Source organism: Streptomyces sp. NPDC046870 (genome assembly GCF_040704595.1).
Lineage (GTDB): Bacteria > Actinomycetota > Actinomycetes > Streptomycetales > Streptomycetaceae > Streptomyces > Streptomyces argyrophylli.
Window position 1 is genome coordinate 120,391 of the sequence record NZ_JBEYXM010000013.1, and the last position, 26,799, is coordinate 147,189.

At 72.2% G+C, this 26,799-nt stretch carries 25 protein-coding genes; 3 read left to right on the forward strand and 22 right to left on the reverse strand.

Going from position 1 to position 26,799, the window contains the following annotated elements; genetic code table 11:
• Positions 1-226 precede the first annotated feature (226 nt).
• The 15 genes from dprA to AB0946_RS25965 form a co-directional block, all read right to left on the reverse strand.
• Positions 227-1,387 (reverse strand): DNA-processing protein DprA, encoded by a 1,161-nt coding sequence (dprA, locus tag AB0946_RS25895; RefSeq protein ID WP_366763049.1) that lies wholly within the window; start codon positions 1,385-1,387, stop codon positions 227-229.
• The gene (locus tag AB0946_RS25900) at positions 1,384-3,009 is read right to left on the reverse strand and encodes a YifB family Mg chelatase-like AAA ATPase (protein WP_366763050.1); all 1,626 of its coding nucleotides are present in this window, start codon (positions 3,007-3,009) and stop codon (positions 1,384-1,386) included. The genes dprA and AB0946_RS25900 overlap by 4 nt, the downstream gene beginning before the upstream one ends.
• On the reverse strand, positions 3,010-3,405 hold the full coding sequence (locus AB0946_RS25905; protein WP_366763051.1) for a YraN family protein: 396 nt from the start codon (positions 3,403-3,405) through the stop codon (positions 3,010-3,012).
• An 83-nt stretch (positions 3,406-3,488) separates the two neighbouring features.
• Complete coding sequence (locus tag AB0946_RS25910) at positions 3,489-3,797, reverse strand: DUF2469 domain-containing protein (protein ID WP_014675276.1); 309 nt, start codon at positions 3,795-3,797, stop codon at positions 3,489-3,491.
• A 56-nt stretch (positions 3,798-3,853) separates the two neighbouring features.
• The gene (locus AB0946_RS25915) at positions 3,854-4,390 is read right to left on the reverse strand and encodes an NUDIX hydrolase (protein ID WP_366763052.1); all 537 of its coding nucleotides are present in this window, start codon (positions 4,388-4,390) and stop codon (positions 3,854-3,856) included.
• Positions 4,380-5,168, reverse strand: a complete 789-nt coding sequence (gene lepB / locus AB0946_RS25920; RefSeq protein WP_366763053.1) for a signal peptidase I — start codon at positions 5,166-5,168, stop codon at positions 4,380-4,382. Before lepB (AB0946_RS25920) ends, AB0946_RS25915 begins: the two co-directional genes overlap by 11 nt.
• A 65-nt stretch (positions 5,169-5,233) precedes the next feature.
• Complete coding sequence (gene lepB / locus AB0946_RS25925) at positions 5,234-6,253, reverse strand: signal peptidase I (protein WP_366763054.1); 1,020 nt, start codon at positions 6,251-6,253, stop codon at positions 5,234-5,236.
• Positions 6,141-7,232, reverse strand: a complete 1,092-nt coding sequence (gene lepB / locus AB0946_RS25930; protein WP_366763055.1) for a signal peptidase I — start codon at positions 7,230-7,232, stop codon at positions 6,141-6,143. The genes lepB (AB0946_RS25925) and lepB (AB0946_RS25930) overlap by 113 nt, the downstream gene beginning before the upstream one ends.
• The gene (lepB, locus tag AB0946_RS25935; RefSeq protein ID WP_366763056.1) at positions 7,225-7,926 is read right to left on the reverse strand and encodes a signal peptidase I; all 702 of its coding nucleotides are present in this window, start codon (positions 7,924-7,926) and stop codon (positions 7,225-7,227) included. Before lepB (AB0946_RS25935) ends, lepB (AB0946_RS25930) begins: the two co-directional genes overlap by 8 nt.
• 45 nt (positions 7,927-7,971) lie before the next feature.
• Positions 7,972-8,322 (reverse strand): 50S ribosomal protein L19, encoded by a 351-nt coding sequence (gene rplS, locus AB0946_RS25940; protein WP_055704359.1) that lies wholly within the window; start codon positions 8,320-8,322, stop codon positions 7,972-7,974.
• 134 nt (positions 8,323-8,456) lie between these two features.
• Positions 8,457-9,290 (reverse strand): tRNA (guanosine(37)-N1)-methyltransferase TrmD, encoded by an 834-nt coding sequence (gene trmD, locus AB0946_RS25945; protein ID WP_366763057.1) that lies wholly within the window; start codon positions 9,288-9,290, stop codon positions 8,457-8,459.
• Positions 9,287-9,856: a ribosome maturation factor RimM gene (gene rimM, locus AB0946_RS25950; protein ID WP_366763059.1), complete on the reverse strand. Its 570-nt coding sequence runs from the start codon at positions 9,854-9,856 to the stop codon at positions 9,287-9,289. The genes trmD and rimM overlap by 4 nt, the downstream gene beginning before the upstream one ends.
• An 82-nt stretch (positions 9,857-9,938) precedes the next feature.
• On the reverse strand, positions 9,939-10,178 hold the full coding sequence (locus tag AB0946_RS25955; RefSeq protein ID WP_003973401.1) for an RNA-binding protein: 240 nt from the start codon (positions 10,176-10,178) through the stop codon (positions 9,939-9,941).
• 5 nt (positions 10,179-10,183) lie between these two features.
• Complete coding sequence (gene rpsP / locus AB0946_RS25960) at positions 10,184-10,603, reverse strand: 30S ribosomal protein S16 (RefSeq protein WP_171152431.1); 420 nt, start codon at positions 10,601-10,603, stop codon at positions 10,184-10,186.
• Positions 10,604-10,896: 293 nt separating this feature from the next.
• A complete protein-coding gene (locus tag AB0946_RS25965) occupies positions 10,897-11,493 on the reverse strand; it encodes a hypothetical protein (RefSeq protein ID WP_132788833.1) in 597 nt (198 codons plus the stop codon).
• A gap of 521 nt (positions 11,494-12,014) precedes the next feature.
• Here AB0946_RS25965 and AB0946_RS25970 point away from each other — a divergent pair.
• Positions 12,015-12,899, forward strand: a complete 885-nt coding sequence (locus tag AB0946_RS25970) for an SAM-dependent methyltransferase (protein WP_366763061.1) — start codon at positions 12,015-12,017, stop codon at positions 12,897-12,899.
• A 46-nt stretch (positions 12,900-12,945) separates the two neighbouring features.
• Here AB0946_RS25970 and ftsH read toward each other — a convergent pair whose 3' ends face one another.
• The 6 genes from ftsH to AB0946_RS26000 all read right to left on the reverse strand — a co-directional run bounded on the left by ftsH (position 12,946) and on the right by AB0946_RS26000 (position 22,623).
• Positions 12,946-14,880 (reverse strand): ATP-dependent zinc metalloprotease FtsH, encoded by a 1,935-nt coding sequence (gene ftsH, locus AB0946_RS25975; protein ID WP_366763062.1) that lies wholly within the window; start codon positions 14,878-14,880, stop codon positions 12,946-12,948.
• A gap of 110 nt (positions 14,881-14,990) precedes the next feature.
• Complete coding sequence (gene ffh / locus AB0946_RS25980) at positions 14,991-16,538, reverse strand: signal recognition particle protein (RefSeq protein WP_366763063.1); 1,548 nt, start codon at positions 16,536-16,538, stop codon at positions 14,991-14,993.
• An 81-nt stretch (positions 16,539-16,619) separates the two neighbouring features.
• Entirely contained in the window at positions 16,620-19,070 is a 2,451-nt protein-coding gene (locus AB0946_RS25985; RefSeq protein WP_366763064.1) for a [protein-PII] uridylyltransferase, read from the reverse strand.
• Between the two features lie 55 nt (positions 19,071-19,125).
• Positions 19,126-19,464: a P-II family nitrogen regulator gene (locus AB0946_RS25990; RefSeq protein WP_171152440.1), complete on the reverse strand. Its 339-nt coding sequence runs from the start codon at positions 19,462-19,464 to the stop codon at positions 19,126-19,128.
• Complete coding sequence (locus tag AB0946_RS25995) at positions 19,461-20,801, reverse strand: ammonium transporter (protein ID WP_366763065.1); 1,341 nt, start codon at positions 20,799-20,801, stop codon at positions 19,461-19,463. Before AB0946_RS25995 ends, AB0946_RS25990 begins: the two co-directional genes overlap by 4 nt.
• A 343-nt stretch (positions 20,802-21,144) precedes the next feature.
• Positions 21,145-22,623 (reverse strand): hypothetical protein, encoded by a 1,479-nt coding sequence (locus AB0946_RS26000; protein ID WP_366763066.1) that lies wholly within the window; start codon positions 22,621-22,623, stop codon positions 21,145-21,147.
• 458 nt (positions 22,624-23,081) lie between these two features.
• On the opposite strand from AB0946_RS26000, the gene AB0946_RS26005 reads away from it, so the two are divergent.
• On the forward strand, positions 23,082-23,744 hold the full coding sequence (locus tag AB0946_RS26005; protein ID WP_366763067.1) for a bifunctional DNA primase/polymerase: 663 nt from the start codon (positions 23,082-23,084) through the stop codon (positions 23,742-23,744).
• 94 nt (positions 23,745-23,838) lie between these two features.
• Here AB0946_RS26005 and ftsY read toward each other — a convergent pair whose 3' ends face one another.
• Positions 23,839-25,041, reverse strand: coding sequence for a signal recognition particle-docking protein FtsY (ftsY, locus tag AB0946_RS26010; RefSeq protein WP_366763068.1), 1,203 nt, complete (start codon positions 25,039-25,041; stop codon positions 23,839-23,841).
• 168 nt (positions 25,042-25,209) lie between these two features.
• On the opposite strand from ftsY, the gene AB0946_RS26015 reads away from it, so the two are divergent.
• On the forward strand, positions 25,210-26,661 hold the full coding sequence (locus AB0946_RS26015; RefSeq protein WP_366763069.1) for a cytosine permease: 1,452 nt from the start codon (positions 25,210-25,212) through the stop codon (positions 26,659-26,661).
• Positions 26,662-26,799: the final 138 nt, after the last annotated feature.

The window sequence follows — 26,799 nt, forward strand, 5'->3', positions numbered from 1 at the left end:
TGACGGTCTGATGTGGGGTTGGCGCGATCTGCGCCACCGCCTTCGTGAGCGTAGCGTGACTGAGGAGTCGCGGTGTGCGAACAGGGCTGCGCCACCCGTGCGCGGGGCGCTCGCGCCGGTCGGGTGACCCCCTGCCGGGGCTCGCTCTGTGTGACCGGCCGAAGGCGCCAACTCCGGGAAACGCCAAGGGCGTCGGGGGTTCCCCCGGACGGCCGAACACGGGCGGTCAGCACGGACGGTGACCGTTCCGGACCGAGATCACCGCCTGGCGTGTCAACTTCCAGCCGTCGCCGTGTCGTTCGACGTAACCAAGTGCTCGGAGTTCGTACAGTCTCGCGATCGCGTCGTCCCGCGTGGTGCGCGCGCCGAGCGCGATCTCGTCGGCCGGGGCCGCGCGGTCGCCGGGGAGCGCGGCGAGCACGGTCCGGGCGGCGGGCTGCAGCAGGTCACGCGGGAGTACGGGACCACGCCGGGCCGGTGCGAGCTCACCCATGTCACCCACGAGTTCGATCACCTCCGCGGCATCGGTGACCAGGGTGGCCTCCGCGCGCAGCAGTTCGTGCACGCCGGCGGAGAGGGAGCTGGTGACCGGGCCGGGGACGCCCATGGTGAACCGGCCGAGGCGCTGGGCGGCCCGCGCGGTGGCCAGCGAGCCGCTGCGGCAGGCCGCCTCCACGACGACGGTGCCCCGGGTCAGTGCGGCGATGACGCGGTTGCGCAGGATGAACCGGCTGGGGGTCGGATGATCGCCCGGCGGCAGTTCCCCCACCACCAGCCCCCGCTCCGCGATACGGGCGATCAGCGCGGCGTGGCCGCGGGGATAGGCCTGGTCGACACCGCAGGCCAGGACGGCGACGGTGGCGCCGTGGGTGGCGAGGGCGCCGCGGTGGGCGGCGCCGTCGATGCCGTACGCGCCGCCCGAGACGACGACCCAGCCGCGCTCGGCGAGACCGGAGGACAGGGTGGCGGCGGCGTGGGTGCCGTACTCGGTGCAGGCCCGGGCGCCGACCACGGCCACGGACCGCAGCGCCCACATCCGCAGGTTCGGCCGGCCGCGCACCCACAGCCCGAGGGGCCGCGCGTCCCCGAGGTCGTCGAGCTGGCGGGGCCACTCGGCGTCCCCCGGGCAGACGAACCGCGCCCCGGCCGCCCGGGCCGCCTCGAGGTCCCGCTCCGGCTCGGCCCGCCGGGCCCGTGCGACGAGCCCCTCCCACCGGTTCCCGCTGACGCCCGGCAACGCGTCCTTGCCGCACCGCAGCCGCCGTACCACCTCCCCCACCCCGAACTCCCGCACCCACCGCCCGCCGACCTCGTCCCCCGCCTCCACGACCCGCCCGAGGAACACCCGCCCGAGCAGTTCGGCACCGGGGTCCCGCTCTCCGGTCATGCCAGCGCCCCGATGGCCACCGGTACCCCGCGGGGGACACCGGTGCGCAGTTGCAGGGCCAGGGCGACGTCGGCGGCGTCGGGGCGGTCGTGTCCGACGAGGTCGGCGACCGTCCAGGCGACGCGCAGGACACGGTCGATCCCACGGGCGGTGAGCACACCCCGCTCCAGGCCGCGTTCGGCGTCGTCCATGGCCCCGGGGGCGGCGTGGTACCGGCTGCGCAGTTCGCGGCCCGGCACCTCGCTGTTGGTGCGCCACGGGGTGCCGGCCAGGCGGGCCGCCGTCCGCTGCCGGGCCTGCCGCACCCGGTCGGCCACGGTCGCCGTGGACTCTCCGCGGGCGCCGGGCTCGGTCAGCTGGGCCCGGGTGACCGGGTCGACCTCGACGCGCAGATCCACCCGGTCCAGCAGCGGACCGGACAGCCGGGACTGGTAGCGGCGGATCGCCGACGGCGGGCACTCGCACAGCGAGTCGCGCAGTGAGAAGCGTCCGCAGGGACAGGGGTTGGCCGCCAGGACCATCAGGAACCGCGCCGGGAACCGGACCACGCCCGCGCTCCGCGCGATGACGACGTGCCCCGACTCCAGCGGCTGCCGCAGGGCGTCCAGGGTCTGGCTGTGGAACTCGGGCGCCTCGTCCAGGAACAGCACGCCGCGGTGGGCGAGGGACACGGCGCCCGGCCGGGCGATGCCCGGTCCGCCGCCGACGAGTGACTGCATCGTCGCCGAGTGGTGCGGGGCGCAGTAGGGGGCGACGTCGATGAGCGGCTTGCCCGGCGGCAGCAGCCCGGCGACCGAGTGCACGGCCGTGACCTCCAGCGACTCCTCCCTTGCGAGGCGGGGGAGCACGGCGGGCAGGCGCTCCGCGAGCATGGTCTTGCCCGCGCCGGGCGGTCCCTCCAGGAAGAGGTGGTGTCCGCCGGCCGCGGCCACCTCCACGGCCGTGCGGGCGGAGATCTGCCCGACGACATCGGCCAGGTCGTGCTCCTGGTCCTGGTGGGTGGCCCCGATGCCGTGCATGCCGGTGGCGGCGCCCGCGCCCGGTACGCGCAGTCCTGCCAGGAGAGGGTCGGGCCGTCCCTGCTCGTCCGGTGTCTCGTCGGGGACGGGCTCCTCGGTCAGGACCGCGACGAGCTGCCGCAGACTGCGGACGCCCAGCACGGACACGCCGGGGACCAGCGAGGCCTCGGCGGCGGCGCACTCGGGTACGACCACCTGCTCGTACCCGGCGTCGGCCGCCGCGAGGACGGCCGGCAGGATGCCGCGGACCGGGCGCACCCGGCCGTCCAGGCCCAGCTCTCCGATCATGACGATGTCGGCGAGGACCCGGGGATCGATCCGTTCGGCGGCACCGAGCACCGCGCAGGCGACGGCCAGGTCGAAGCCCGATCCGGCCTTCGGGACGGAGGCCGGGCTGAGTCCGACGGTGAGCTTCTTCTGCGGCCATTCGCCGCCCGAGTTCACCACCGCCGCCCGCACCCGGTCCCGGCTCTCCGTCAGGCTCTTGTCCGGGAGGCCGACCAGGGTGAAGGCCGCGACTCCGGGTTCGAGGTCGGCCTGGACCTCGACGACCACGCCCTCGACGCCGACCAGGGCGACCGAGCACGTACGGGCGAACGCCATTCAGGCCACCCCCCGCGCGTGCTCGACGAACGGGGCGCCCCGGCGGGGCAGCAGGACGCCGACGAGATCGATGCGGACGCCACCCGGCGGGGCTCCTCCGTGGGCCTGGAGCCAGTGCTCGGCGAGGGCACGCAGCCGGGCGGCCTTCGCGGGGGTCACCGCGGCCATCGGGTGTTCGTAGCCGCCGCCCCTGCGGGTCTTCACCTCGCAGAGGACCAGGGCGTCGCCGTCCCTGGCCACGATGTCGATCTCGCCGGACCTGCCGGAGCGCCAGTTGCGCTCCAGGATCGTCATTCCCTGTTCCGTCAGCCGCCGGGCGGCCAGGTCCTCGCCGTACTTGCCGAGTCCGTTGCGTGCCTTGCTCATGTCGGCACCACCTCCGGCGCCAACGGTCACGCATCCGGCCCAGCGGTGTTGATCTTGGTGGACTACTCAGCGGTTGTGGACAACTCCGTCACCCGTCCGCGCCGGCCGCCCGGTCACCCGCCCGGCAGCTCCAGATCGCTCTTGTTCAGCTCCTCGATGTTCACGTCCTTGAACGTCAACACCCGGACCTGCTTCACGAAGCGAGCCGGCCGGTACATGTCCCAGACCCAGGCATCAGCCATGGTGACCTCGAAGAAGACTTCGCCCTGTACCGAGTGCACCTGCATCTCGTAGTCGTTGGTGAGATAGAACCGTCGCTCGGTCTCGATCACGTATTTGAACAGACCGACGACATCTCGGTACTCCCGGTAGAGCTTCAGCTCCATCTCGGTCTCGTACTTCTCGAGGTCCTCGGCGCTCATGGCATGTTCCCCTTCAGCCGTGCGATCCCCCCATTGTGCGCCAGTCCCGCGCACCCTCAGACGATTTCCGTGTCGAGGGTCACGGGCCGGGCGGGGGGACCTTCGACGAGCAGCGTGCGCAGCAGCTCGGCGAGTCTGGTCGGATACACCGTCTCATGTGCCCGGGTCAGTTCCTGACACGTCCACCAGCGCGCTCCGGCGACGCTGCGCCGTTCCAGCTCCGTCAGCCCCGTCGCCACGGTGGCCGTCTGGGTCGTACGGGCCAGGTAGTACCACTCGTCCTGGTCCCAGCGGCGGCCCGCGAACGGGAACGAGCACCGCCGCCGCCAGAGCACGGGCCCGAGGGCGACGTCGGTGATGCCGGTCTCCTCCGCGAGTTCCCGCAGCGCGGCCTCCTCGCGCGTCTCGGCGCCCTCCAGGCCGCCACCGGGCGTGAACCACCAGTCGTCGGCCGGGTCGTCCGGTTCGTGGCCGTGCAGGAGCAGGATGCGGTCCTCGGGGTCGAGGAGGACGACCCGGGCCACCTTCCGCACGCCGGTCCCGCCTTCGCCCTCGTACGACTCCCCCGCCGGCCGCGTGGCCTCAGCGCACACCGGCCGTCTCCGCGGAAGCCGTGCGGGCGCGGGAGCGGCTCACGCGGCCGGCGATCGGGCCGTAGGCGCCGCCGCCGAGGACCAGGACGGCGCCGGCCGCGATCAGCAGCTCGATCGTGCGCAGCGGGCCGGGCCGGGAGAGGGCGCCGAGCGTCTCGAAGCCGGTGGGGCGCTTGAGCGTGCCCTTCCAGGGCCAGACCACGGCTTCCACACGGGCGGACACGGCGCCACGGGCCACGGTGCCCTGGGCGGCGTCGGTGAGGTGGGCGGTGGAGTCCAGGGAACCCTGGCGCTCGTCGCCGAGGAGGAACAGCCGGCCCTCCGGGACGGTCACCGTGGCGAAGTTCTTGATCTCGGCGAGGCTGCCCTCGGGCAGGTACGGCTCGTCGATCTGCTTGCCGTTGACGGTCAGCTTGCCGTTCGTGCAGCAGGAGACGGTGTCCCCGCCCACGGCGACCACGCGCTTGACCACCTTGGCGTTGCTGACCCAGGTCTTGTCCTCGAAGACGACCACGTCACCGCGCCGCACCTCGTCACCGTCGACGCGCTGGGCCAGCACCCGGTCGCCGGCGTCGATGGTGGGGGTCATCGAGCTGGTGGGCACGGTGTACGGCCGGTAGACCAGCGCTCCCCAGACGAAGCCGCCGAGGAACAGCACCAGACCCAGCGCCACGGCCAGTCCGGACAGCCGCTGCCCGAGCCGGCTGCCGCCGCCGGCCCGTGCCGTGCCGGTGCCGCCGCCCCGAGGGGCCGTACGCGTCATGCTCTCGCCACCCATGGAAGCGCACCCTACCCGGCGGTACCGAGCAGGGGCAGCCCCTCCCGCCCGGCCGGGGCGGCCGCTTACCGCTTCCCGGACTCCGCGGGCCGGAGCTCCGCCGTCCCGGACTCCTGGCCGTCAGCTCGCCTGCGCCGCCACAGCACCGCCGGCAGGACCGCCGCGACGGCGATGCCCTCGGGAGCCGCCGTCAGGGACGCGGCGGCGGAGGACTGCTCGTTCAGGCCGGGCTGGTCGAAGGTGTCCGGGACCGGCAGGGTGCCCCAGCGGTTGATCGGCCAGGCCTTCACGATCGCGCGGCCGACGACCTTGTCGACGGGGACCATGCCGTGGTTCTTGTCGGACTGGTTGTACCGGGAGTCACGGGAGTTCTGGCGGTGGTCGCCCATCACCCAGATGAAGCCCTTCGGCACCTTCACCTTGAACTGGCCGCCCTGGTCGTCCACGCTGCACGGCGTGTTGCCGGGGTAGACGTACGGCTCGTTCAGCGCCTTGCCGTTGACCTTCAGCGGGCCACTGCCCTTGCACTCGACCGTGTCGCCGCCGACCCCGATCACGCGCTTGATCAGGTCCTTCTCCTCCGCCGACGGCATCAGGCCGATCCAGCTGAGGACCTTCTGCACCGGGTTCGGCGTCGGCGTCGGCTCGCCCGCCAGCCAGTTGTCCGGGTCGTGGAAGACGACGACCTCACCGCGCTCGGGCTTGGAGCCGAACCACGGCGTGAGCTTGTCGACCAGCACCCGGTCGCCCTGCTGGAGGGTGTTCTGCATCGAGTCGGACGGAATCGAGAACGCCTGCACCAGGAACGTCTTGATCAGCAGCGCCAGGACCAGCGCGATGCCGACCAGGATCGGCAGCTCCTTCCAGAAGGAGCGCGACTGCCTCGGCCGCACGGCCGACGCTCCCGCGCCCGCGCCGTCACCGCGCGGCTCCGGTTCGCCCTCCGGCGTGCCCTCGTCGCCCGCCGGCGCGTCATTCCCGGAGCTCATGGCGCTGCCCGGTACGGGAACGTCCGGTTCCACAGGGTGCCCGCGGTGCTCCTCGCCGTCGTGTCCCGACCGTGCGCCAACCGCCACATCCCCCACGCCAACTCCTCACTCTGTGCCGCCGCCCGCGCCGCACCCGGCGCAGGCCCACCACTCCCATAACGAGCGGGAGTTCCGCAGGGGTCGGGAGCTGGGTCATTCCGTTCGGATTCTCGGAAGCAACCCTATGCGACGCCTGGGGACCAGCGGTCGTACCCGACGCCGAGTCGGTGACGCTTGCGAAGGTTTTAGGTTCTTCCAGACGCGTCCAGTGACCGACCGGCCAGCCGATGACCATGGCCCGGCCGACCACGGAGTCCAGCGAGACGGTGCCGCCGTAGGCCGTGTCCTGGTGGGAGCGGGAGTCCGCGGAGTTGCCGCGGTGGTCGCCCATCACCCACAGCCGGCCCTTGGGGACGGTGATGTCGAAGGGCATGGTGGAGGGCACGTCCCCGGGATAGAGGTAGTCGCCCTCGGTGAGCGGGACGCCGTTGACGGTGACGCGGCCCTGGGCGTCGCAGCACTTGACGTGGTCGCCGCCGACCCCGATGACCCGTTTGATCAGGTCCTTCTCGTTGTCGGAGGGGAGCAGGCCGATGAAGGTGAGGCCCTCCTTGAACTGCTTGACGACGACGGGGTCGTGCTTCTTGGCGGTCTGCTCGTCCTGGAGCCAGCCGCCCGGGTCGTGGAACACCACGACGTCCCCGCGCCGCGGCTCGGAGCCGAACCACGGGGTGAACTTGTCGACCAGGACCCGGTCGCCGATCCGGATCGTGTCCTCCATGGACCCGGACGGGATCACGAACGCCTGCACGAGGAACGTCTTCAGGACGAGCGCGATGAGGACGGCGACACCGACCAGGAGGGGGATCTCCCGGACGGCCGACCGTCTGCGCTTGCGCTTGACCTTGCGCTGCAGCTGCCGGCGCTCCGCGCGCGTGCGGCCACCGCCGGGCGCGGAGGTGCGGCGTACCCCGGTGGGCAGCAGGTTGTCGGCGGGCGTGCTGGGCACCCCGCGCGGTTTGCCGCGGTTACCCATGGGCGCCTCCCGTCGGGGCGGCGGGCACGCGCGCGTAGGCGGACGGCCGGGTCAGACGCGTCCAGTGGCGGTACGGCCATACGATCCAGTCGGCCCGGCCGATGACGTCCCCGACGGGGATCATGCCGCCGCCGGGCGAGCCGAGGTGGTCGCGGGAGTCGCTGGAGTCGCTGCGGTGGTCGCCGAGGACGAAGAGGCGGCCCGGGGGCACGGCGACGTCGAAGGGCACGCTGGAGGCGCTGTCCCCGGGATAGAGGAACGCCGTCTCGTCGACCGGTCGGCCGTTCACCTCGATCCTCCCCTTCTTGTCGCAGCAGACCACATGGTCTCCCGCCACACCGGCCACGCGCTTGATGTAGTCCGCGTCCCCGAAATACCCGGTGCCGTCGAACACGATCACGTCGCCGCGGTGCGGCTGGGCACCGAAACGGTACGCCAACTTGTTTACGAGAACGCGGTCGCCGATCCTCAATCCCTGCTCCATCGATCCACTCGGAATCTGGAACGGCTGCGCCACGAACGCGTTCAGGACCAGCAGGAACGCCAGGCAGAGGAAGAGCGTGAGGGTGATCCTGCCGCCGGGCAGCCACTCGGCGACCCGCGACACCAACGCGAAACGCGACCGGCCCTCCGGCCCCGGAGTACCGGGGTGGGAGGAGCGGTCGCGTTCCGTCGGCTGTGCTTCGGTGTCCATCGGAGCCAGATGCTATCCGGCTCCGCTGTGACTCCGGGAAAGCGCTCAGCTCTCGCGCTTCTCCTTGATCTTCGCGGCCTTGCCGCGCAGGTCACGGAGGTAGTACAGCTTGGCGCGGCGCACGTCACCACGGGTGACCAGCTCGATCTTCTCGACGATCGGGGTGTGCACCGGGAAGGTGCGCTCGACGCCGACGGAGAACGAGACCTTGCGGACCGTGAAGGTCTCGCGGACACCGGAGCCCTGGCGACGGATCACAACGCCCTTGAACTGCTGCACACGGGAGCGGTTGCCCTCGATGACGCGCACGTGGACGTTGACGGTGTCACCCGGGCGGAAGGCCGGGATGTCGCTGCGCAGCGACGCGGCGTCGACGGAGTCGAGCAGGTGAGACATTTCGTCTGCTTTCTTCGCTGATGCCACAGGTCATCAACGGGAGCTAGGTGTACAGGAGGCTGCCGTGCGGGTCGGGGCGGGCGTCGTGTCCCCCTGTGGCAGGGGCGCACGCCGGACGGGCGCACAACAGCGGCCTATTGTTCCACGCCCTCGGCCCGGCGCCAAAATCGGCCGTACGGCTCCCCGTCCGGGTCCGGTTCCCAGCCGAGGATGGAGAGCATCTCCCGGTCCTTCTTGTCGAAGGCCTTGGGGTCGCAGCGCTCGATCAGGTCGGGGCGGTTCAGGGTCGTGCGCCGCAGGGCCTCGTCACGGCGCCAGCGGGCGATCTTCCCGTGGTGGCCGCTGAGCAGCACCTCGGGGATGTCCCGGCCGCGCCAGACGGGGGGCTTGGTGTAGACGGGGCCTTCCAGGAGGCCGGCCATCGCCCCGGGCGCGAAGGAGTCGTCGCGGTGCGACTCGGCGTTGCCGAGGACGCCGGGCAGCAGCCGGGCGACGGCCTCGGTGATGACCAGGACGGCCGCCTCGCCGCCGGCGAGGACGTAGTCGCCGATGGAGACCTCGTGAACCGGCATCCGGGTCGCGTACTCGTCCATGACGCGCCGGTCGATGCCCTCGTAGCGCGCCGGGGTGAAGATCAGCCAGGGGCGCTCGGACAGTTCGACGGCCAGTTCCTGGGTGAAGGGGCGGCCGCTGGGCGTGGGCACGATCAGCGCGGGCGCCCGGGCGCCCGTCTCGTAACCGTCGGCGAGGACCGTGTCCAGGGCGTCTCCCCAGGGGTCGGTCTTCATGACCATGCCGGGGCCGCCGCCGTACGGCGTGTCGTCCACCGTGTTGTGCCGGTCGTACGTCCACGCGCGCAGGTCGTGCACCTGGACGTTCAGCCGGCCGCGCGCGCGTGCCTTGCCCACGAGGGAGACGTTCAGCGGCTCCAGGTACTCCGGGAAGATCGTGACGACGTCGAGCCTCATGCGCTGTCTTCCCCGGACTCCGCCTCGGACTCGTCCCTGGAGGAGGCGATCACGGCGCGGTCGTCGATCAGGCCGGGCGGGGGCGCGACGACCGCCTTCTGCTCCGCCAGGTCGATCTCGGTGACGATCTCCTCCACGAAGGGGATCAGCACCTCGGTGCCGTCGGGGCGCTCGACGATGAACAGGTCCTGCGTGGGCAGGTGCGAGATCTCGGTGATCCGGCCGACCTCCGTGCCGTCCTCGGTGACGACGTCGAGGTCGATGAGCTGGTGGTCGTAGTACTCGTCCTCGCCCTCGGGCAGTTCCTCGGGGTCCACGTCGGCGATCAGCAGGGTGTTGCGCAGGGCCTCGGCGGCGCTGCGGTCGGTGACGCCCGCGAAGCGCAGCAGGAGGCGGCCGCTGTGGACGCGGCCCGTCTCGATGGTGAGCGGTCCCGCCGAGGCGGGATCCGTGGCGAGTACGGCGCCGGGCGCGAGCCTGAGTTCCGGCTCGTCGGTACGTACCTCGACGGTGACCTCGCCCTTGATGCCGTGGGCACGGCCGATCCGTGCGACTACCAGCTGCACGTGTCCCAATCTCCTGTCGTACGACTGCGGGCCGGGGACGGCCCTGTGGCCCTCCCCGGCCCGAGCCGGTTGCGATGAAGCGTCAGCGGACGTGGTCCACGTCGACCAGGTCGACGCGGACACCGCGGCCGCCGATGGCGCCCACGACGGTGCGCAGGGCGCGCGCGGTGCGGCCGTTGCGGCCGATCACCTTGCCGAGGTCGTCCGGGTGGACCCGGACCTCCAGCACGCGCCCGCGGCGCAGGTTGCGCGAGGCGACCTGCACATCGTCAGGGTTGTCGACGATGCCCTTCACGAGGTGCTCAAGCGCCTCTTCGAGCATGCTGCTCAGGCCTCGGTGGACTCGGACTCGGCAGCGGCCTCGTCCTTCTTCTCAGCCTTCTTCTTCTGGGTGATCGCCTCACCCTTGCCCTCGTCGTCACCGCCGAGAGCCTCGAACGACGGGCGGGCGGCCTTCGGCTCGGCGACGAGCAGCGGCGCGGGAGCCGGCTCGCCCTTGAACTTCTGCCAGTCGCCGGTCTTCTTCAGGATGGCGAGCACGGGCTCGGTCGGCTGGGCGCCGACGCCGAGCCAGTACGCCACACGCTCGGCGTCCACCTCGATGACCGACGGGTTGTAGGTCGGGTGGTACTTGCCGATCTCCTCGATGGCCCGGCCGTCACGGCGGGTACGGGAGTCGGCGACGACGATGCGGTAGTGAGGCGAACGGATCTTGCCCAGACGCTTCAGCTTGATCTTGACTGCCACGGGAGTGGGTTCTCCTGGAATTGACGTGGTTGGGCACGGCGAGTTGCCGCGTGGGGTTGCGGTACCCGAGTGCCCGATGGACGCGTCAGCCGGAGGAGAGAGGGGTCCTGTGCGGCTGTCGAGTACAGCTAGCCATTCTGCCATACCCCGCGGGCCGCTCCGGGCCGAGGGTGCGCGGGCCCCGTCCGGGCATGCCGGGGAGGCACCCGGCGTGGAGGTGAGGTCACGTCGGGTGCGCCGCCCGGTGCGATGAGGTCGCCGTCGGCCACGGCTGCCACGAGCAGCCGTGACCGCTACGCCGCTCCCACGACCTCCGGGATCCTGAACGGCTTGCCGCAGCCGCCGCAGACGATCGGGGCCTGGGCGAGGACCGAGGGCACCACCCGGACGTTGCGTCCGCAGTCGCACACCGCCTTGACGCGGACGCCGCCGCCGGAGGAGCCGTGCCGGGCGGCCGGGCCGCGGAAGGTGCGGGAGGTGTCGGCCGAGGTGGCCGCGGTGTGGGCCTTCAGGGCGCGCTGGAGCCGCTCGATGGTCGGGCGGTAGCGCCGCTTCGCCTCGGTGTTGAGCGTGACCAGCGAGAAACCGCTGCTCGGGTGCGGCTCCTCGGGGTGGTCCAGGCCCAGTTCCTCGGCGATCGCGAGGAAACGGCGGTTGTGGTAGCGGCCGGCCCGGGAGGTGTCGCGGACGCCGCGGGCGGCGGCGATGCCGTGCACTGCCTCGTGGAGCAGCCTCTCGAAGGAGAGTTCGTGACCGCACGCGGACGACGACTCCCCGATCAGGGATTCAGGCGCGGCAAGGTCAGGCAGCTCGGGGTGGTACCGCTGAATGTCGGCCCACGCCTGCGCCAGCTCTGCGGCGAGAACAGGTGGTGTCTGTGTCGTGCTCACGTAATGACAACGAGCGGGAGTGCCGCTGTGTTCCTATTCCGGGGCATCCCAAATAATTTGCACGTACCCGTCAGTTGCCACTGATGCGTCCTGACGAGGGCGGGTGCGCTGATCTGCGGAGAAGCGTCACAGCTCCTACCAAGCTGGTGCGTAGTCCGCACTACGCACCGCCGGTGAGCCCTGAGGCGACGGGCGCGGGCCGCCGCGCAAGGGGGGTTTCGGCCGCTCTCGGCGCGCACCCTCATCCCGGTCAGCGTCCACGGCCACCGTGACGTTACCGCGTACCGCCGCGACCTCCGTCACCGGCCCGCCTTCCGGGGGCCGGCACCGCGGGGCGGTCCAGGTTGCCGGGATGTGAAATCTCGCCACACCGGCGTCCACATCCCAAGCCGGGCCCCACGACCCCTGGACGCCACCGCGAGCCGGGAGTTACCTGGCATAGGTGGGAAGGGCGCGCGCACGGCACGGGGGCACGCAACCGGGCGCGGCGGCGAACTGTCGGCGGATTGGGGCGCTTACCTATGACACCTACGCTCGTGCGGCAGCACACGTCCCACGCGGAGTCCGCACCCCGCGTGGACCCGGGCGCACGCGCGCGTGACTGGTCCGAGATCCAGGAGCGGATGCTCGTACCGCTCTACGAAGCCGTGTACGACCGACTCGAAGTGGGCCCCGCCACCCGGCTGCTGGGCCTGAACTGCGGTTCCGGGCTCGCCCTGCTGATGGCGGCCTCCAGGGGCGCGGCGGTCACCGGTGTCGACTCCGCCTCCCCCGAACGGCTCGCCCTCGCGCGCGAGCGCCTGCTGCCGGACGCCCCGCCCGGCCGGGGCGGCGACGGCGGGGCGGGCACGCGCGCGCGTACGCCCGCGGAACTCCTCGACGGCCCGCCCTCGGCGCCGGACGGCACGCGGACGGACGCGTACACCCTGGTGACCGTCTTCGAGCCGGTCGGCGGCCTCGCGGGCGACGCCGAGGGGCTGGGCGACCTGCTCGCCGGTGTGCTGCCGCTGGCTGGGCGGGGGGCGGCCGTGGTGCTGGCCGGCTGGGGGCCGCCGGAGCGCTGCGCCACCTCCTCGGTGCTGCGGGTGGCCGCCAAGCTGGCCGATCCGCTGCGCGGCGCGCGCAGCCGCCCGCCCGCGCGGCGCGACGACCTGGAGGAGGTCGCCGGGCGGGCCGGGCTGAAGCCGGACGGCTCGGGCCGGGTGGCCTGCCCGTTCGGGTACGCCGACCTCGACAGCGCCGTACGGGGGCTGCTGTCCACCGGCCTGTTCGACGCGGCGGTCTCGGCGACGGACGCCAAACAGGTCGACAAGGAGCTGACGGAGGCCCTGCACCCGCACCGGCGCCCGGACGGCACGGTGTGGATGCCGAACGTCTTCCGCTACCTCATCGCGCGCGTGCCCTAGGGTCTTTCGTGATCCGAACGAGAGGCCCTGGGGTCCTTCGTCCGGGTCAGTCCTCGCTCTGCTTGGTCAGACGTGTGATCCCGGCGATCCGGTAGGCGTCCGCCTCCTCCAGGGTCTCGTTCTCCAGCAGCGCCCGCGCGAGCGCGTCCAGCCGGCCCCGGTGGTCGCGGAGCTTGCGGCACGCCTCCTCGTAGCACTCGTCCACGATCCGCCGCATCTCGGAGTCGATGACGTCGAGGGTCTGCGGGGCGGCCGACAGTCCGTACGCCTGCTGGGCGTCGCTCGGCAGGGCGGACAGCCGGCCGACGCGCTCGCTCATGCCCCAGCGGCCCACCATCCCGCGCGCGATGTTGGTGACCTGTTCCAGGTCGTTCTCGGCACCCGTCGTGACGACCCCGTAGACGACCTCTTCCGCCGCCATGCCGCCCAGGGCGCCGATGATGCGCCCGCGCAGGTACTCCTCGGAGTGCGCGTACCGCTCCACCTCGGGCGTGGACATGGTCACCCCCAGCGCCCGGCCGCGCGGCACGATGGTGATCTTGCGGACGGGGTCGGCGCCGGGCTGGAGCATGCCGAGCAGGGCATGGCCGCTCTCGTGGTACGCGGTGCGCCGGCGGTCCTCCTCCGGCATGATCAGGGTGCGCTCGGCGCCCAGCTGCACCTTCTCCAGCGCCTCGGACAGGTCGGCGCCGGTCACCTGCTCCTGTTTGCGCTTGACGGCGAGCAGGGCGGCCTCGTTGGCGAGATTGGCCAGATCCGCTCCCGTCATGCCCGGGGTGACGCGGGCCAGCCGCGTCAGGTCCACGTCGGGCCCGAGGGGGATCTGGCGGGTGTGGATCCGCAGGATCGACTCGCGGCCGCCGCGGTCCGGCGGGGACACGGTGACCACCCGGTCGAAGCGGCCCGGCCTGGTCAGCGCCGGGTCCAGGATGTCCGCGCGGTTGGTCGCCGCGATGACGATCACGCCCTCGGCGCCGGAGAAGCCGTCCATCTCCGTGAGGATCTGGTTCAGTGTCTGCTCGCGCTCGTCGTGGCCGCTCATCGACGCGCTGCCGCTGCGCGCGCGTCCGATGGTGTCGATCTCGTCGATGAAGATGATCGACGGTGCCACCTTGCGGGCCTCGGAGAACAGCTCGCGGACGCGGGACGCGCCGACGCCCACGATCATCTCGATGAACTCGGACGCCGAGGCCGAGAAGAACGGCACGCCGGCCTCGCCCGCGACCGCCCGTGCGAGCAGGGTCTTGCCGGTGCCGGGCGGTCCGGAGAGCAGTACCCCGCGGGGCAGCTTCGCGCCCATCCTGCGGTAGACGTCGGGGTGCTCCAGGAAGTCGACCACGTCGTCGAGTTCGCCCTTGACCTCGTCGATGCCGGCCACGTCCGCGAAGGTCGTGCGCTCGGTGCCCGGTCGCAGCCCGACCGGTCTGGGCGGCGACCGGCGGCCGAAGAGGCCGCCCCCGCCGGGCAGCGTCCCGCCGAGCCGGCGCTGGACGAGGAGCCAGACCACGACCAGGACCGCGATGGGGATCAGGGACATCAGCAGGTTGGCCGCCAGGCTGCGTTCCTGCACGACCGGCCGCGCGGTCACGGTGACCCCGTGGCTGCTCAGGTTCTGCCACAGCCGGTCGGCCGCGAAGGCCGGTCGCTGTGTCTTGAACTTGGTGTACTCGCCGCCGCCCTCGGGATCGGAGCGGGGGGTCTTGAGCCGGCCCTGGATCGCGTCGCCCTTGGCGTAGATCGTGGCGACGTTGCCCTCGCCGACCTGCCTGCTGAACTCCGTGTACGAGATCGTCGGCTCGTTGCCCTGGCCGAAGTAGTGCAGCCCGACGTAGGCCAGCACGAAGACGACCACCGCGGTGGCGAGCAGGCCCCACCATCTGCCGCCCCGGAGCCGGCCGGACCGCCGGGGAGGCTCCTCCGGTGTGCCCTCGGCGCGCCACGGCTGATCAGGCGCCTTGCGGGGCGGCGCCGCATCACTCATATCTGGACGTTACGACACCCCACGGGCCTCGGCACGCGCAACGGGGCGCCCCCTGTGCAGGAGGCGCCCCGGCGTCTCGCGCGAGCGGGCCTCGGCCCCGCTTCGCGGACTCAGCCCATGAACTTCTTGAACTCGTCCGGCAGCTCGAAGTCCTGGCCGCCCTGCTGCGGCAGCCCGAAGGCGTTCCCGCCCTGCGCGGCGGCCTCGCGGCGCTGCGCGGCCTCCAGTTCCTGCTGCCTGCGCTTCATCGGGTTGCCGGAGCGCTGCTTGCCCTTGGCCTTCTTCTGCTGCTTCTTCTGCCGGCCGGGGCCGCCGCCCATGCCCGGGATCCCCGGCATGCCCGGCATCCCGCCCTGGGCCATGCGGGACATCATCTTGCGGGCCTCGAAGAACCGCTCGACCAGGCTCTTCACCGCGCTGACCTCGACGCCGGAACCCCGCGCGATACGGGCGCGGCGGGAGCCGTTGATGATCGTCGGGTCCTGGCGCTCGGCCGGGGTCATCGACTTGATGATCGCGGCGGTGCGGTCGACGTCCCGCTCGTCCAGGTTGGCGATCTGGTCCTTGATCTGGCCCATGCCCGGGAGCATGCCGAGCAGCTTGCTGATGCTGCCCATCTTCCTGACCTGCTCCATCTGGGACAGGAAGTCGTCCAGGGTGAAGTCCTGGCCCTTCTTCGACGCCAGCTTGGAGGCCATCTTGGCGGCCTCTTCCTGGCTGAACGTCTTCTCCGCCTGCTCGATCAGGGTGAGCAGGTCACCCATGTCGAGGATGCGGGAGGCCATCCGGTCCGGGTGGAACGCGTCGAAGTCGTCCAGCTTCTCGCCGTTCGACGCGAACATGATCGGCTTGCCGGTGATCTGCCGGATGGACAGGGCCGCGCCACCGCGGGCGTCACCGTCGAGCTTGGAGAGGACCACGCCGTCGAAGCCGACGCCGTCGCGGAAGGCCTCGGCGGTGTTGACGGCGTCCTGGCCGATCATCGCGTCGACGACGAACAGGATCTCGTCCGGGGACACGGCGTCGCGGATGTCCGCGGCCTGCTGCATCATCTCGGCGTCGATGCCGAGGCGGCCGGCGGTGTCCACGATCACGATGTCGTGGACCTTGGACTTCGCGAAGTCGATGGAGTCCTTGGCGACCTTCACCGGGTCGCCGACGCCGTTGCCCGGCTCCGGCGCGTACACCGCGACACCGGCGCGCTCGGCGACGACGCTCAGCTGGTTGACGGCGTTGGGGCGCTGGAGGTCGGCGGCGACCAGCAGCGGGGAGTGGCCCTGCTCCTTGAGCCACTTGCCGAGCTTGCCCGCGAGGGTGGTCTTGCCGGCACCCTGGAGACCGGCCAGCATGATCACGGTGGGCGGCTGCTTGGCGAAACGCAGACGCCGGGTCTCGCCGCCGAGGATGGTGACCAGTTCCTCGTTGACGATCTTGAGGACCTGCTGGGCGGGGTTGAGCGCCCGGGAGACCTCGGCGCCGCTCGCGCGCTCCTTGACGTTCTTGATGAACGCCCGCACGACGGGCAGCGCCACGTCGGCTTCGAGGAGCGCGATGCGGATCTCGCGCGCCGTGGCGTCGATGTCCGCCTCGGAGAGCCGTCCCTTGCCGCGCAGGTTCTTGAAAGTCGCTGACAGGCGATCGGAGAGAGTGTCGAACACGGCGCTCGCGGTCCTCGGGGTCGGTGACGGTCTTGAAGGTCGCCCTCCAGGGTATCCCGGCGCCGCAAGCACCGGGTCAGGTCATCCGCGCAGCGTCTCCTCCAGCACCCCCGCCAGTGACGCCGCGTCCCCGGCGGGCAGCGGCGCGCCCGCCCCCGTCGTGACGTAGAACGCGTCCACCGCGTTGGAGCCCAGCGTGCTCACGTGCATGCTCCGGACCCGTACGCCGGCCTTCTCCAGGGCCATGCCGATGCGGTACAGCAGGCCCGGCGCGTCCTGGGCGCGGACCTCGATCACCGTGGCGTGGTGGGAGGCGGCCGGGGCGACCGTCACCCGGGGCGGCGGGGCGGTCCAGCCGCGGCGGCGCGGGTAGGCGGCGTCGCGTTCGGCGAGGCGGCCGGCGATGTCGAGGGTGGCGTCCAGGGCGCGGACCAGGTCGGTGCGCAGCCGGGCCGCCTGGGGCAGGGAGCCGTACTCGGCGGCGACCCGCCAGTTCAGGAGGAGGACGGTGCCGTCGTCGACGTCGTCCGGCAGGCGCAGCGCGCGCAGCTCCGCCGTACGGACGGTGAGGCGGTGCACGGCGAGGACGCCCGCGACCGCGGGGAGGACACCGGGCTGGTCGGGTACGGCGATCAGCAGCTCCACGCCCAGGGGTTCCGGGTCGCCGGCCAGGTCCTCGCCGGTGACCGGTTCGGTCTGGGCGCGCAGGGCGAGGACGGGGCCGCCGGTGCGGTAGGCCTCGATGGCGAGGCGTTCCTGCTCGGCGGTGGGCGCGGCCGGCTCGGGCTCGTCGGGGCCGTCCCCGGCGAGGACGGCGCGGACGCGCCGGACGAGGTCGGCGACGAGGGAGCCGCGCCAGGAGGACCAGGCGGCCGGGCCGGTCGCGAGGGCGTCCGCCTCGGTGAGGGCGTGCAGCAGCTCCAGGGTGCTCTGGCTGCCGACGGCCTCGGCGACCGAGCGCACGGTCGCGGGGTCGTCCAGGTCGCGGCGGGTGGCGGTCTCGATGAGCAGCAGGTGGTGGCGCACCAGCAGGGACAGCACGGCCACGTCCGCGCGGTCGAAGCCGATCCGCGCGGCGACGTCCTTGGCGATGATCTCGCCGGCCACCGAGTGGTCGCCGGGCCAGCCCTTGCCGACGTCGTGCAGCAGGGCGGCGACCAGCAGCAGGTCGGGGCGGCTGACGCGGCGGGCGAACTCGGAGGCGCGCACGGCCGTCTCGATCAGGTGGCGGTCCACCGTCCACACGTGCACGGCGTTGCGCTGCGGCCGGCAGCGGACCCGCTCCCAGTCGGGCAGCAGACGGGTGATCAGGCCCTCGGCCTCCAGCGCCTCCCACACCTCGATCGTCGGGCGGCCGGAGCCGAGCAGGGTGACCAGCTGCTCGCGGGCCTCGGCGGGCCAGGGCGTGGGCAGGGGGCGCGCGGTGGCGGCCATACGCCGTACGGCGTGCAGGGAGAGCGGAAGACCGGCCTGGGCGGCGGCGGCCGCAGCGCGCAGCGGGAGCACGGGGTCGCGCTCGGGGCGTGCGGCGCGGGCGAGGACCACCTCACCGTCCTGTTCCACCACGCCTTCGGCCAGCGGCGACCGTTCCGTGACCGGCTTGCCCCCGCCGAGCATGGCGCGCAGACGCGGCCGGACGGCGCGCGAACGCAGCACGCGCCCCACTTCGCGCCAGGTCACGTCACTGGCGTAGGCGATCACCCGCGCCGCTTCGTAGACCTGCCGCAGCAGGGTGTCGGCGTCGAGCAGCCCCAGCTCGGCGGCCACCTGGTCCTGTTCCTGGAGGGCGAGCCGGTCGGTGGCGCGGCCGGTGGCCAGGTGGAGGGCGTCCCGGACGTCGAGGAGGCGGCGGCGGGCGTCGGCCAGTCCCTCGCGGGGAGCGTCGGCGAGCCAGGAGGCGGCGACGGCGCGCAGGGCGGTGGCGTCGCGCAGGCCGCCGCGGGCCTCCTTGAGGTCGGGTTCCAGCAGGTACTGCAGTTCGCCCTGGCGTGCGGCGCGTTCGGCGCACAGCTCCTGGAGTTCGGGGAGGCGCTTGGGGGCCTGGTTGCGCCAGTCGGTGAGGACGGCGGTGCGCAGGCCGGCGGTGAGCCCGGCGTCGCCCGCGAGGTGGCGGGCGTCCAGCAGGCCCAGGTGGACCTTGAGGTCCTCGCCGGCCGTCTTGCGGGCCTCGGCGGGGGTGCGCACGGAGTGGTCGAGGGCGATGCCGAGGTCCCAGACGGGGTACCAGATCCGGTCGGCGAGGGCGGCGACCGCGCCGGGGTCGGAGCCGTCGTGGAGCAGGACGAGGTCGAGGTCGCTGCGCGGGGACAGTTCCCCGCGGCCGTAGCCGCCGACGGCGACGAGCGAGACGCCGTGCGCCGCGCCCGAGGCCGCGCCGAACAGTCCGGCGAGCCAGTCGTCGGTCAGGCCGGAGAGGGCGGCACGGCGCTGCGGCCCGGACCGCGCCCCCTCCGTGAGGAGGCGCAGCCGGGCCGCCGCGTAGCCGCCGGATCCCGGGTCTTCCGTCTCTTCGCGCACATCCGTACCGGTCACCCAGCGACTCCTGTTCCGTTTCCCGCGGCCTTCCCCTGACCTGGATTGTGCTGTGTCAGAGCGCGTCCGGCCCGCGTTCGCCCGTGCGGACCCGTACGGCGGTCTCGACGGGCAGGGACCAGACCTTGCCGTCCCCGATCTTGCCGGTGCGGGCCGCCTTGACGATGACCTCGATCAGCTGCTCGGCGTCGTCGTCCTCGGCCAGCACCTCGACGCGGATCTTGGGCACGAGATCGACGGTGTACTCGGCGCCGCGGTAGACCTCGGTGTGGCCGCGCTGCCTGCCGTAGCCGCTGGCCTCGGTGACCGTGAGTCCGTGGACGCCGAAGGCCTGGAGGGCTTCCTTGATCTCGTCGAGCCGGTGGGGCTTCACGACGGCGGTGATGAGCTTCATGCGTCCACCTTCTTGTTCTGCGCGGCGGCCAGGGCCGGGGCGGAGAGGGACCCGGCGACGCCACCGCCGGCGCCGGCGAAGTCGTATGCGGTCTCGGCGTGCTGGGCCTGGTCGATGCCGGAGATCTCCTCGTCCTCGGTGACGCGCATGCCGAGGGTCCGGTCGAGGAGGAAGGCGAGGACGGCGGAGACGATCAGGGAGTAGGCGAGTACCGCGAAGACACCGGCGCACTGCTTCCACAGCTGGGTGAAGGTGTGGTCGCCGTAGAAGACGCCCGTGGCGGTGGACTGGCCCTTGCCGGTGGCGAAGAAGCCGATGAGCAGGGAGCCGATGATGCCGCCGACCATGTGGACGCCGACCACGTCGAGGGAGTCGTCGTAGCCCCACTTGAACTTCAGGCCGACGGCCGCGGCGCAGGCGACACCGGCGATGGCGCCCACGGCGATCGCGCCGAGCGGGGAGACCGCGCCGCCGGACGGGGTGATGGCGACGAGGCCGGCGACCGCGCCGGAGGCGGCGCCGAGCGTGGTGAACGCGCCGTGCCGGATCTTCTCGTAGGCGAGCCAGGCCAGCATGGCGGCGGCCGTCGCCACCTGCGTGTTGACGAACATCAGCGCGCCGACGCCGTCGTCGTTGCCGAGCCAGGAGCCGGCGTTGAAGCCGAACCAGCCGAACCAGAGCAGGCCGGCACCGAGCATGACCAGCGGGAGGCTGTGCGGGCGCATGGGGTCGCGCTTGAAGCCGACGCGCTTGCCGATGACGAGGATGACACCGAGCGCCGCCGCACCGGCGTTGATGTGGACCGCCGTACCGCCCGCGAAGTCGATCACGCCGAGCTTGTAGGCCCAGCCGTCGGCGCCCCAGACCCAGTGGGCGACCGGGACGTAGACGATCGTGGCCCACAGGGCGACGAAGAGCGCCCAGGCGGAGAACTTGACCCGGTCGGCGAGGGCGCCGCTGATCAGGGCCGGGGTGATGATCGCGAACATCAGCTGGAAGACCATGAACACGAAGACCGGGATGGTGTAGCCGTCCCAGAGCTGCGTCAGGCCGACGTTGCTGAGGCCGATCCAGTCGGCGTTCCAGCCGAGCAGGCTGCTGCCCGTGCCGAAGGCGAGGGAGAAGCCGTAGAGGACCCACAGGATGGTGACGATCCCGAGGCTGATGAAGCTCATCATCAGCATGTTCAGGGTGCTCTTGACCCGGACCATGCCTCCGTAGAAGAAGGCCAGTCCCGGGGTCATCAGCATCACCAGGGCGGAACAGATCAGCATGAAGCCTGTGTTCGCGGACGACAGTTTGGGTGCGTCCGCCGCAAGCATGATGGCTGGTGCCATCGGCGTCTCCTCGTCGGTTGGTACGGCCCCGTGCGGGCGGTGCCTGAGCGGTCCGGTCAGGTGAGGGGTGGGCCGGTTATGCGCCACGAGACTGACGCAGCGCGGTTTCGGTCGAAGCCCCTCGTTGTTTCGCCGGGGTGACGAAGGCGCCCTCTGTGTTACGCGTCGATGAAGTGCCGGATGCCGGGGCCGCGCGATCGTTATCGTGGCGCGACCTTCCGCGCGGGACCCGTTCGCGGACACGAGCCGGCCGCGGCGGGCCTTCCGATGACCTGGCATGGGGGAGCCGAGTCGGGCAGTTCGGGAGGACCGGCCGCGGCCGGGGACCGGGGTGCTGTGGTGGTCAGACGGCTTCGGCGTTCTCCGGGAGGTCGACGGCGAGCTGGTCGCTGAGGTCGATGACGGCGGCGAGGTCGCCGTAGTCGCGGACGGCCGTGTCGACCGTCTTTCGGATACGAGTGTTCACACGCTCGGAGCGGACCTTCTTGGCGATCCCCATGGCGCGCGTGGCGTAGGTCGTGCTCTCCTCGGGCTCGCGTTGGAGCAGGTGCACGGTGGCCATGCCGATGAGGTTGAGCGCGTACGACCGCTGGTGCTCGGAGTCGTCGGCGAACAGCTCCACGGCCCGCCGCATCAGCGGCTCGGCGAGGGAGGCGTAGGTGGGGCTGCGCCCGGCCACGTAGGCGAGGTCGCGGTAGGAGTGGGAGTTCTCCCCGTAGAGCTCGGCCTCGGAGAAGAAGCGGATCCAGTCGGGGTCCGGCTCGTCCCACTCGTCCACCTCGGCGAAGGTGTCCTCGGCCATGCGGACGGCGCGCTTGGTCTTGCCGGGCTGGCCCATGTTGGCGTAGGCGCGGGCCTCCATCGCATACAGCATCGACTGGGTGCGCGGGCTGGCGCAGTCGCGGCTGCCGTACTGGGCGAGGTGGATCAGCTCCAGGGCGTCCTCGGGCCGGCCCAGATGGATCATCTGGCGGCTCATGCTGGAGAGGATGTACGAGCCGAGCGGCTTGTCCCCGGCTTCCTTGGCCGCGTGCAGGGCGAGCACGAAGTACTTCTGGGCGGTGGGCTGGAGGCCGACGTCGTACGACATCCAGCCGGCCAGCTCGGCCAGTTCGGCGGCGACCTTGAACAACTTGCGGGTGGTGGCCTCGGGCTGGGGCTCCTGGAGCAGGTCGGTGACCTCGTGCAGCTGGCCGACGACCGCCTTGCGGCGCAGGCCGCCGCCGCACTGGGCGTCCCACTGGCGGAACATGCGCGTGGTGGACTCCAGCAGCTCCAGCTCCGGCCGGGACAGCCGGCCCGGCCTGCGCGCGTCGAGGGCGGTCTGCGGCTCGGGCGGGGCCGGGGAGGCCGGGGTGGGCACCAGCCAGCGCTGCATGGGCTCGACGAGGGAGGGACCGGCGGACAGCGCGAGCGAGGTCCCGAGGAAGCCGCGCCGGGCGAGCATCAGGTCGCTGCGGGAGAACTCGCCGAGCAGGGCGACCGTCTGCGGGCCCGTCCAGGGCAGGTCGACCCCGGAGGCGGCGGGCGACTGACGGGCGGCGCGCAGGCCGAGGTCCTCGATGGAGACGACACAGCCGAAGCGCTCGGAGAACAGCTCCGAGAGGATGCGCGGGATCGGTTCGCGCGGGTTCTCGCCGTCCAGCCAGCGGCGCACCCGCGAGGTGTCGGTGGAGATGTGGTTGGCGCCCAACTGGCGCGCCCGGCGGTTCACTTGGCGGGCCAGCTCGCCCTTGGACCAGCCGCTGCGCACGAACCACGAACCGAGCAGCTCGTTGGGGCGCTTGTCAGCGTGTGTCCCGCTTCCGCCATTGCCGCCCACTGGAACGCCCCCATCCCTGAGACCACTTGTCGCCCGATGCGCCAAGCCCTATCAGAATGCCGGTAAATACGGCCTCCCGTCCGCCGGTTCTCACCCTTCGAACGGTTTGACGACTTGCCTCCGGCATACCCGCGAGTGCATGTGCCCCGGGGACTCGCACACTCACAGTAATCCTACGATCACCCGTCCAACCACAGGGATCCCTGAAACGCCACCATTCGCCACCCCTTCGAATGAACTCACGGTGGCCGGGGCGCGATTCACTTGACATAGGACGGCCGGAAGTGGGCGGAGTGATGCACCCAGGGGCGCATGCCCCCCCGGTGCGCCACCCTCCGTACCCCAAGGCGCCGCCTTGGCGCCGCGTCGCCACGGGGAGGCGGAGCCGTAACGTTACGTTCCGCTTCCGTCTCGCTCCGTGGCGTAACCACCGGCGCGCTGGACCCGTTGGAGGGGGCATGGGCTTCACGATCGGCGGCATCCGTGAGATCCGCTCCGGCACGCGTCGGCGCGGCCGGTCCGCGGAGTGCACCGCCGTCGCCGAGTTCACAGGGCTGTGGGGCTGGGACGTGGTGCCGGGGGCGCGGGCCGCGGGCGGCGCCTGCTCGTGCGGGCGGCCGGACTGCCCGGCGCCGGGAGCGCATCCGCTGGGCTTCGCCCCGCCCGTCCCGGCCGGGGCCACGCTGGACGAGGTGGGCAGGGCCTGGTCGGAGTTCCCGGGCGCCTCGGTGATGCTGCCGGTGGGCCGGGCCTTCGACGTCATCGAGGTCTCGGAGCCGGCCGGCCGCCGCGCCCTGGTCCGCCTGGAGCGGATGGGCCTCCCCCTCGGCCCGGTGACCGCGACCCCCGACGGCCGCGCCCACTTCTTCGTCGCGCCCGGCGCCGCCGCCGACCTGCCCCGGCTGCTCTACCGCATGGGCTGGGACGACCCGGGCGCGCTGGACCTGCGCGGCCTCGGCCCCGGCACACACATCACCGCGCCGCCCTCCGACCGGGGCGGGCTGGGCCCGGTGCGCTGGCTGCGCCCGCCCGCGCTGGACTCGGCGACACGGCCCCCGGCGGCCCGGCTGCTGCTCGGCACGCTGGCGTACGTGGCCCACCGGTCGCGGGCCAGGGCATAGACCCCCTCCAGGACGAAGCTCCCGTCCCCGACTGCACCTCGGGGCGGGAGCTTCCTGGTGGCCGCGCGGCCACCTGTCGGTGTCCGCGGGTGGGTCACTCTCCGATGAGCGCGTCCACGAACGCCTCCGGCTCGAACGGCGCGAGATCGTCCGCGCCCTCGCCGAGCCCGACCAGCTTGACCGGCACGCCCAGCTCGCGCTGGACCGCGACGACGATGCCTCCCTTGGCCGTGCCGTCCAGCTTGGTCAGCACGATGCCGGTGATGTCCACGACCTCGGCGAACACGCGGGCCTGCACCAGGCCGTTCTGGCCGGTGGTGGCGTCCAGGACGAGCAGCACCTCGTCCAGCGGCGCGTGCTTCTCGACCACGCGCTTGACCTTGCCCAGCTCGTCCATGAGGCCGGTCTTGGTGTGCAGGCGGCCGGCGGTGTCGATGAGGACGACGTCGACCCCCATCTCCTTGCCCTCCTTGACCGCGTCGAAGGCGACGGAGGCGGGGTCGCCGGCCTCGGGGCCGCGCACGGTGTAGGCGCCGACGCGCTCGCCCCAGGTCTGGAGCTGGTCGGCGGCGGCGGCGCGGAAGGTGTCGGCGGCGCCGAGCACCACACTGCGGCCGTCCGCGACGAGCACGCGGGCGAGCTTGCCCGTGGTGGTGGTCTTGCCGGTGCCGTTGACGCCGACGACCATCACGATGCCCGGCTTGCGGTCCTCGGGCTCGGTCCTGACCGTGCGGTCGACGTCGGTGCCGATCAGCTTGAGCAGCTCCTCGCGGAGCAGGGCGCGCAGTTCCTCGGGGGTGCGGGTGCCGAGCACCCGGACGCGTTCGCGCAGGCGCTCGACCAGTTCCTGGGTGGGCTGCACGCCGACGTCGGCGGTGAGCAGCGTGTCCTCGATCTCCTCCCAGGTGTCCTCGTCCAGGTGCTCGCGGGAGAGCAGCGTGAGCAGGCCCTTGCCGAGGGCGTTCTGCGAGCGGGACAGGCGGGTGCGCAGGCGGACCAGCCGGCCTGCCGTGGGCTCCGGGATCTCGATCCCGGGAGCCTCGACCACGGGAGGCTCCTCGACGACGACCGGTGCGGGGCCGCCGGGAAGATCCACCTCCTCGATCGTCCGGCGCGGTTCGTCGCGCGGCGTCTCGGCCTCGTCGCCGACATGCGGCTCGGCCGGGGGCGCGGTGATGTCGGGCGCTTGGGGGGGCGGCGGGGGCAGCGGCTTCCGGCGCCGGCTGCCCACGATCAGCCCGCCGAGCGCGCCGAGCACGACCACGGCGATGACTACAGCAAGGATGACGGTTTCCATAACGCGTCCAGTATCGGCCATGGGGTGTCCGCGGACCCCGTTTGTGGCTTCCTCCGAGAGACAAACACCACGTATCGCTAGGAGTGGGAGCAAAGTACGATGGTGGGCGCGCTGTTGACGCGCGTAGAGTCCCCTCGTCCCCGTCCCCCCACGTCTGGCACCTCTTTCATGACGAACACCGTCGAGACCGAAGGCGCTCTCGAAACGCGCGGTATCGAACAGGTCCCCGACCACGAGCGCACGGCGAAGACCCGGGAACTGTTCCCCACCTGGGTCGGTGCGAACATCAGCGTGCTGTTGCTGACGATGGGCGCGAGCCTGGTCGTCGCGTACCACCTGAACATCTGGCAGGCGCTGGTCGTCGCGGTGGCGGCGCCGGTCGTGTCGTACGGCCTCGTGGGGCTGATCGGCATCGCGGGCAAGCGGGGCGGAGCGCCCGGGATGGCGCTGTCGCGGGCGGTCTTCGGGCAGCGCGGCAACCTGCTGCCCGGTTCACTGATCTGGGTCGCGCGCTGGGGCTGGGAGACGATCAACGCGGTGACCGGCGCCTACGCGATGCTCACCATCCTGGACATCCTGTTCGGCATCAGGGCGAACAGCGTGCTGGACCTGGTGACGCTGCTGGTGTTCGTCGTCGCGACCTTCGCGATCTCCGGGCTCGGCATCAACGCCGTACAGCGGTGCAACAAGTACGCGACCTACCTCTTCGGCGTCTTCTCGGTGCTGGTCCTGGCCTATCTCGTGGCGAACACCGACTGGTCCGAGGTGATGGACCACGGCGCCGGTTCCATGGCCGCGGTGATCACCGGCATCGGCATGATCGCCGCGGGTGGTGTGAGCTGGATCCCGTCCGCCCCCGACTTCACCCGCTACCTGCCGCGCACGGCCTCGTCCAGGGCGATCGTCGGTACGGCGGTGGGCGGCGCCGGTGTCGTCGTGCTGCCCATGGTCCTGATGGGCGCGGTGATGGCCGTCGCCACGCCGGACCTGGCCTCGGCGAGCGACCCGGTGTCCTTCCTCGGCGAGATCCTGCCGACCTGGATCGCCGTGCCGTACCTGTTCATCGCGCTGATCGGCATGCTGCTGATCAACTCGATGTCGATGTACTCGGCGGGCTTCACAGCGCAGACCCTGGGCTTCAAGGTGCCGCGGCACTGGGCGGTCTCCGTCAACGCCGTGATCTCGCTGGTCTTCGGCGGGGTGCTGATGCTGGTGGCGACGAGCTTCATGGGCTCGTTCATCGCCTTCCTGTCGCTGCTGGCGGTCGCCTTCTCGGCCTGGGTCGGCGTGTTCGGCGCGGACATGTTCCACCGCACGGAGTACGACGGCCGGGCCATGGCCGACACCACCCGCACCAGCGCCTACTGGTACCGGGGCGGCTTCTCCCCCGCGGCCGTGGCCGCCTGGGCGGCCGGGCTGGTGTCGGGCCTGATGTTCAGCACCTCGGACTGGTTCACCGGCCCGCTCGCGACGAACAACGTGATCGGCGAGTACGGCCTCGGCTGGGTCGCGACGATCGTGATCTCCGGCGGGCTGTACCTGCTGCTGCCGAAGCCGGCGACGGCCCGCCCGGCCGGGACGGCCGAGCAGGCCCGGGAGCGGGAGACCGCCGGCGTGTGAGGCGCCTTCGCCGGGCGGTGCGCTCCCCCGCCCGGAGGGACCCTTGCCCCCCGGACAGACCGCGCTCGTGCGCGGCTGGCACTCGCCCGGAAGCGCGGCAGGCCGCGCCCGAACCCGGTTTGAGGGCCCGCGGGCACG

Bases quoted from the DNA above. Each gene is read 5' to 3' on its own strand.
- AB0946_RS25910 (WP_014675276.1), bottom strand. From the start codon at position 3,797: ATGAGCGCCGAGGACCTCGAGAAGTACGAGACCGAGATGGAGCTGAAG.
- AB0946_RS25995 (WP_366763065.1), bottom strand. From the start codon at position 20,801: ATGGCACCAGCCATCATGCTTGCGGCGGACGCACCCAAACTGTCGTCC.
- trmD (WP_366763057.1), bottom strand. From the start codon at position 9,290: ATGAGGCTCGACGTCGTCACGATCTTCCCGGAGTACCTGGAGCCGCTG.
- AB0946_RS25990 (WP_171152440.1), bottom strand. From the start codon at position 19,464: ATGAAGCTCATCACCGCCGTCGTGAAGCCCCACCGGCTCGACGAGATC.
- AB0946_RS25955 (WP_003973401.1), bottom strand. From the start codon at position 10,178: ATGCTCGAAGAGGCGCTTGAGCACCTCGTGAAGGGCATCGTCGACAAC.
- lepB (WP_366763056.1), bottom strand. From the start codon at position 7,926: ATGGACACCGAAGCACAGCCGACGGAACGCGACCGCTCCTCCCACCCC.
- rplS (WP_055704359.1), bottom strand. From the start codon at position 8,322: ATGTCTCACCTGCTCGACTCCGTCGACGCCGCGTCGCTGCGCAGCGAC.
- dprA (WP_366763049.1), bottom strand. From the start codon at position 1,387: ATGACCGGAGAGCGGGACCCCGGTGCCGAACTGCTCGGGCGGGTGTTC.
- AB0946_RS26015 (WP_366763069.1), top strand. From the start codon at position 25,210: ATGACGAACACCGTCGAGACCGAAGGCGCTCTCGAAACGCGCGGTATC.
- ftsY (WP_366763068.1), bottom strand. From the start codon at position 25,041: ATGGAAACCGTCATCCTTGCTGTAGTCATCGCCGTGGTCGTGCTCGGC.
- ftsH (WP_366763062.1), bottom strand. From the start codon at position 14,880: ATGAGTGATGCGGCGCCGCCCCGCAAGGCGCCTGATCAGCCGTGGCGC.
- lepB (WP_366763055.1), bottom strand. From the start codon at position 7,232: ATGGGTAACCGCGGCAAACCGCGCGGGGTGCCCAGCACGCCCGCCGAC.
- AB0946_RS26005 (WP_366763067.1), top strand. From the start codon at position 23,082: ATGGGCTTCACGATCGGCGGCATCCGTGAGATCCGCTCCGGCACGCGT.
- AB0946_RS25900 (WP_366763050.1), bottom strand. From the start codon at position 3,009: ATGGCGTTCGCCCGTACGTGCTCGGTCGCCCTGGTCGGCGTCGAGGGC.
- AB0946_RS25970 (WP_366763061.1), top strand. From the start codon at position 12,015: ATGACACCTACGCTCGTGCGGCAGCACACGTCCCACGCGGAGTCCGCA.
- lepB (WP_366763053.1), bottom strand. From the start codon at position 5,168: ATGGGTGGCGAGAGCATGACGCGTACGGCCCCTCGGGGCGGCGGCACC.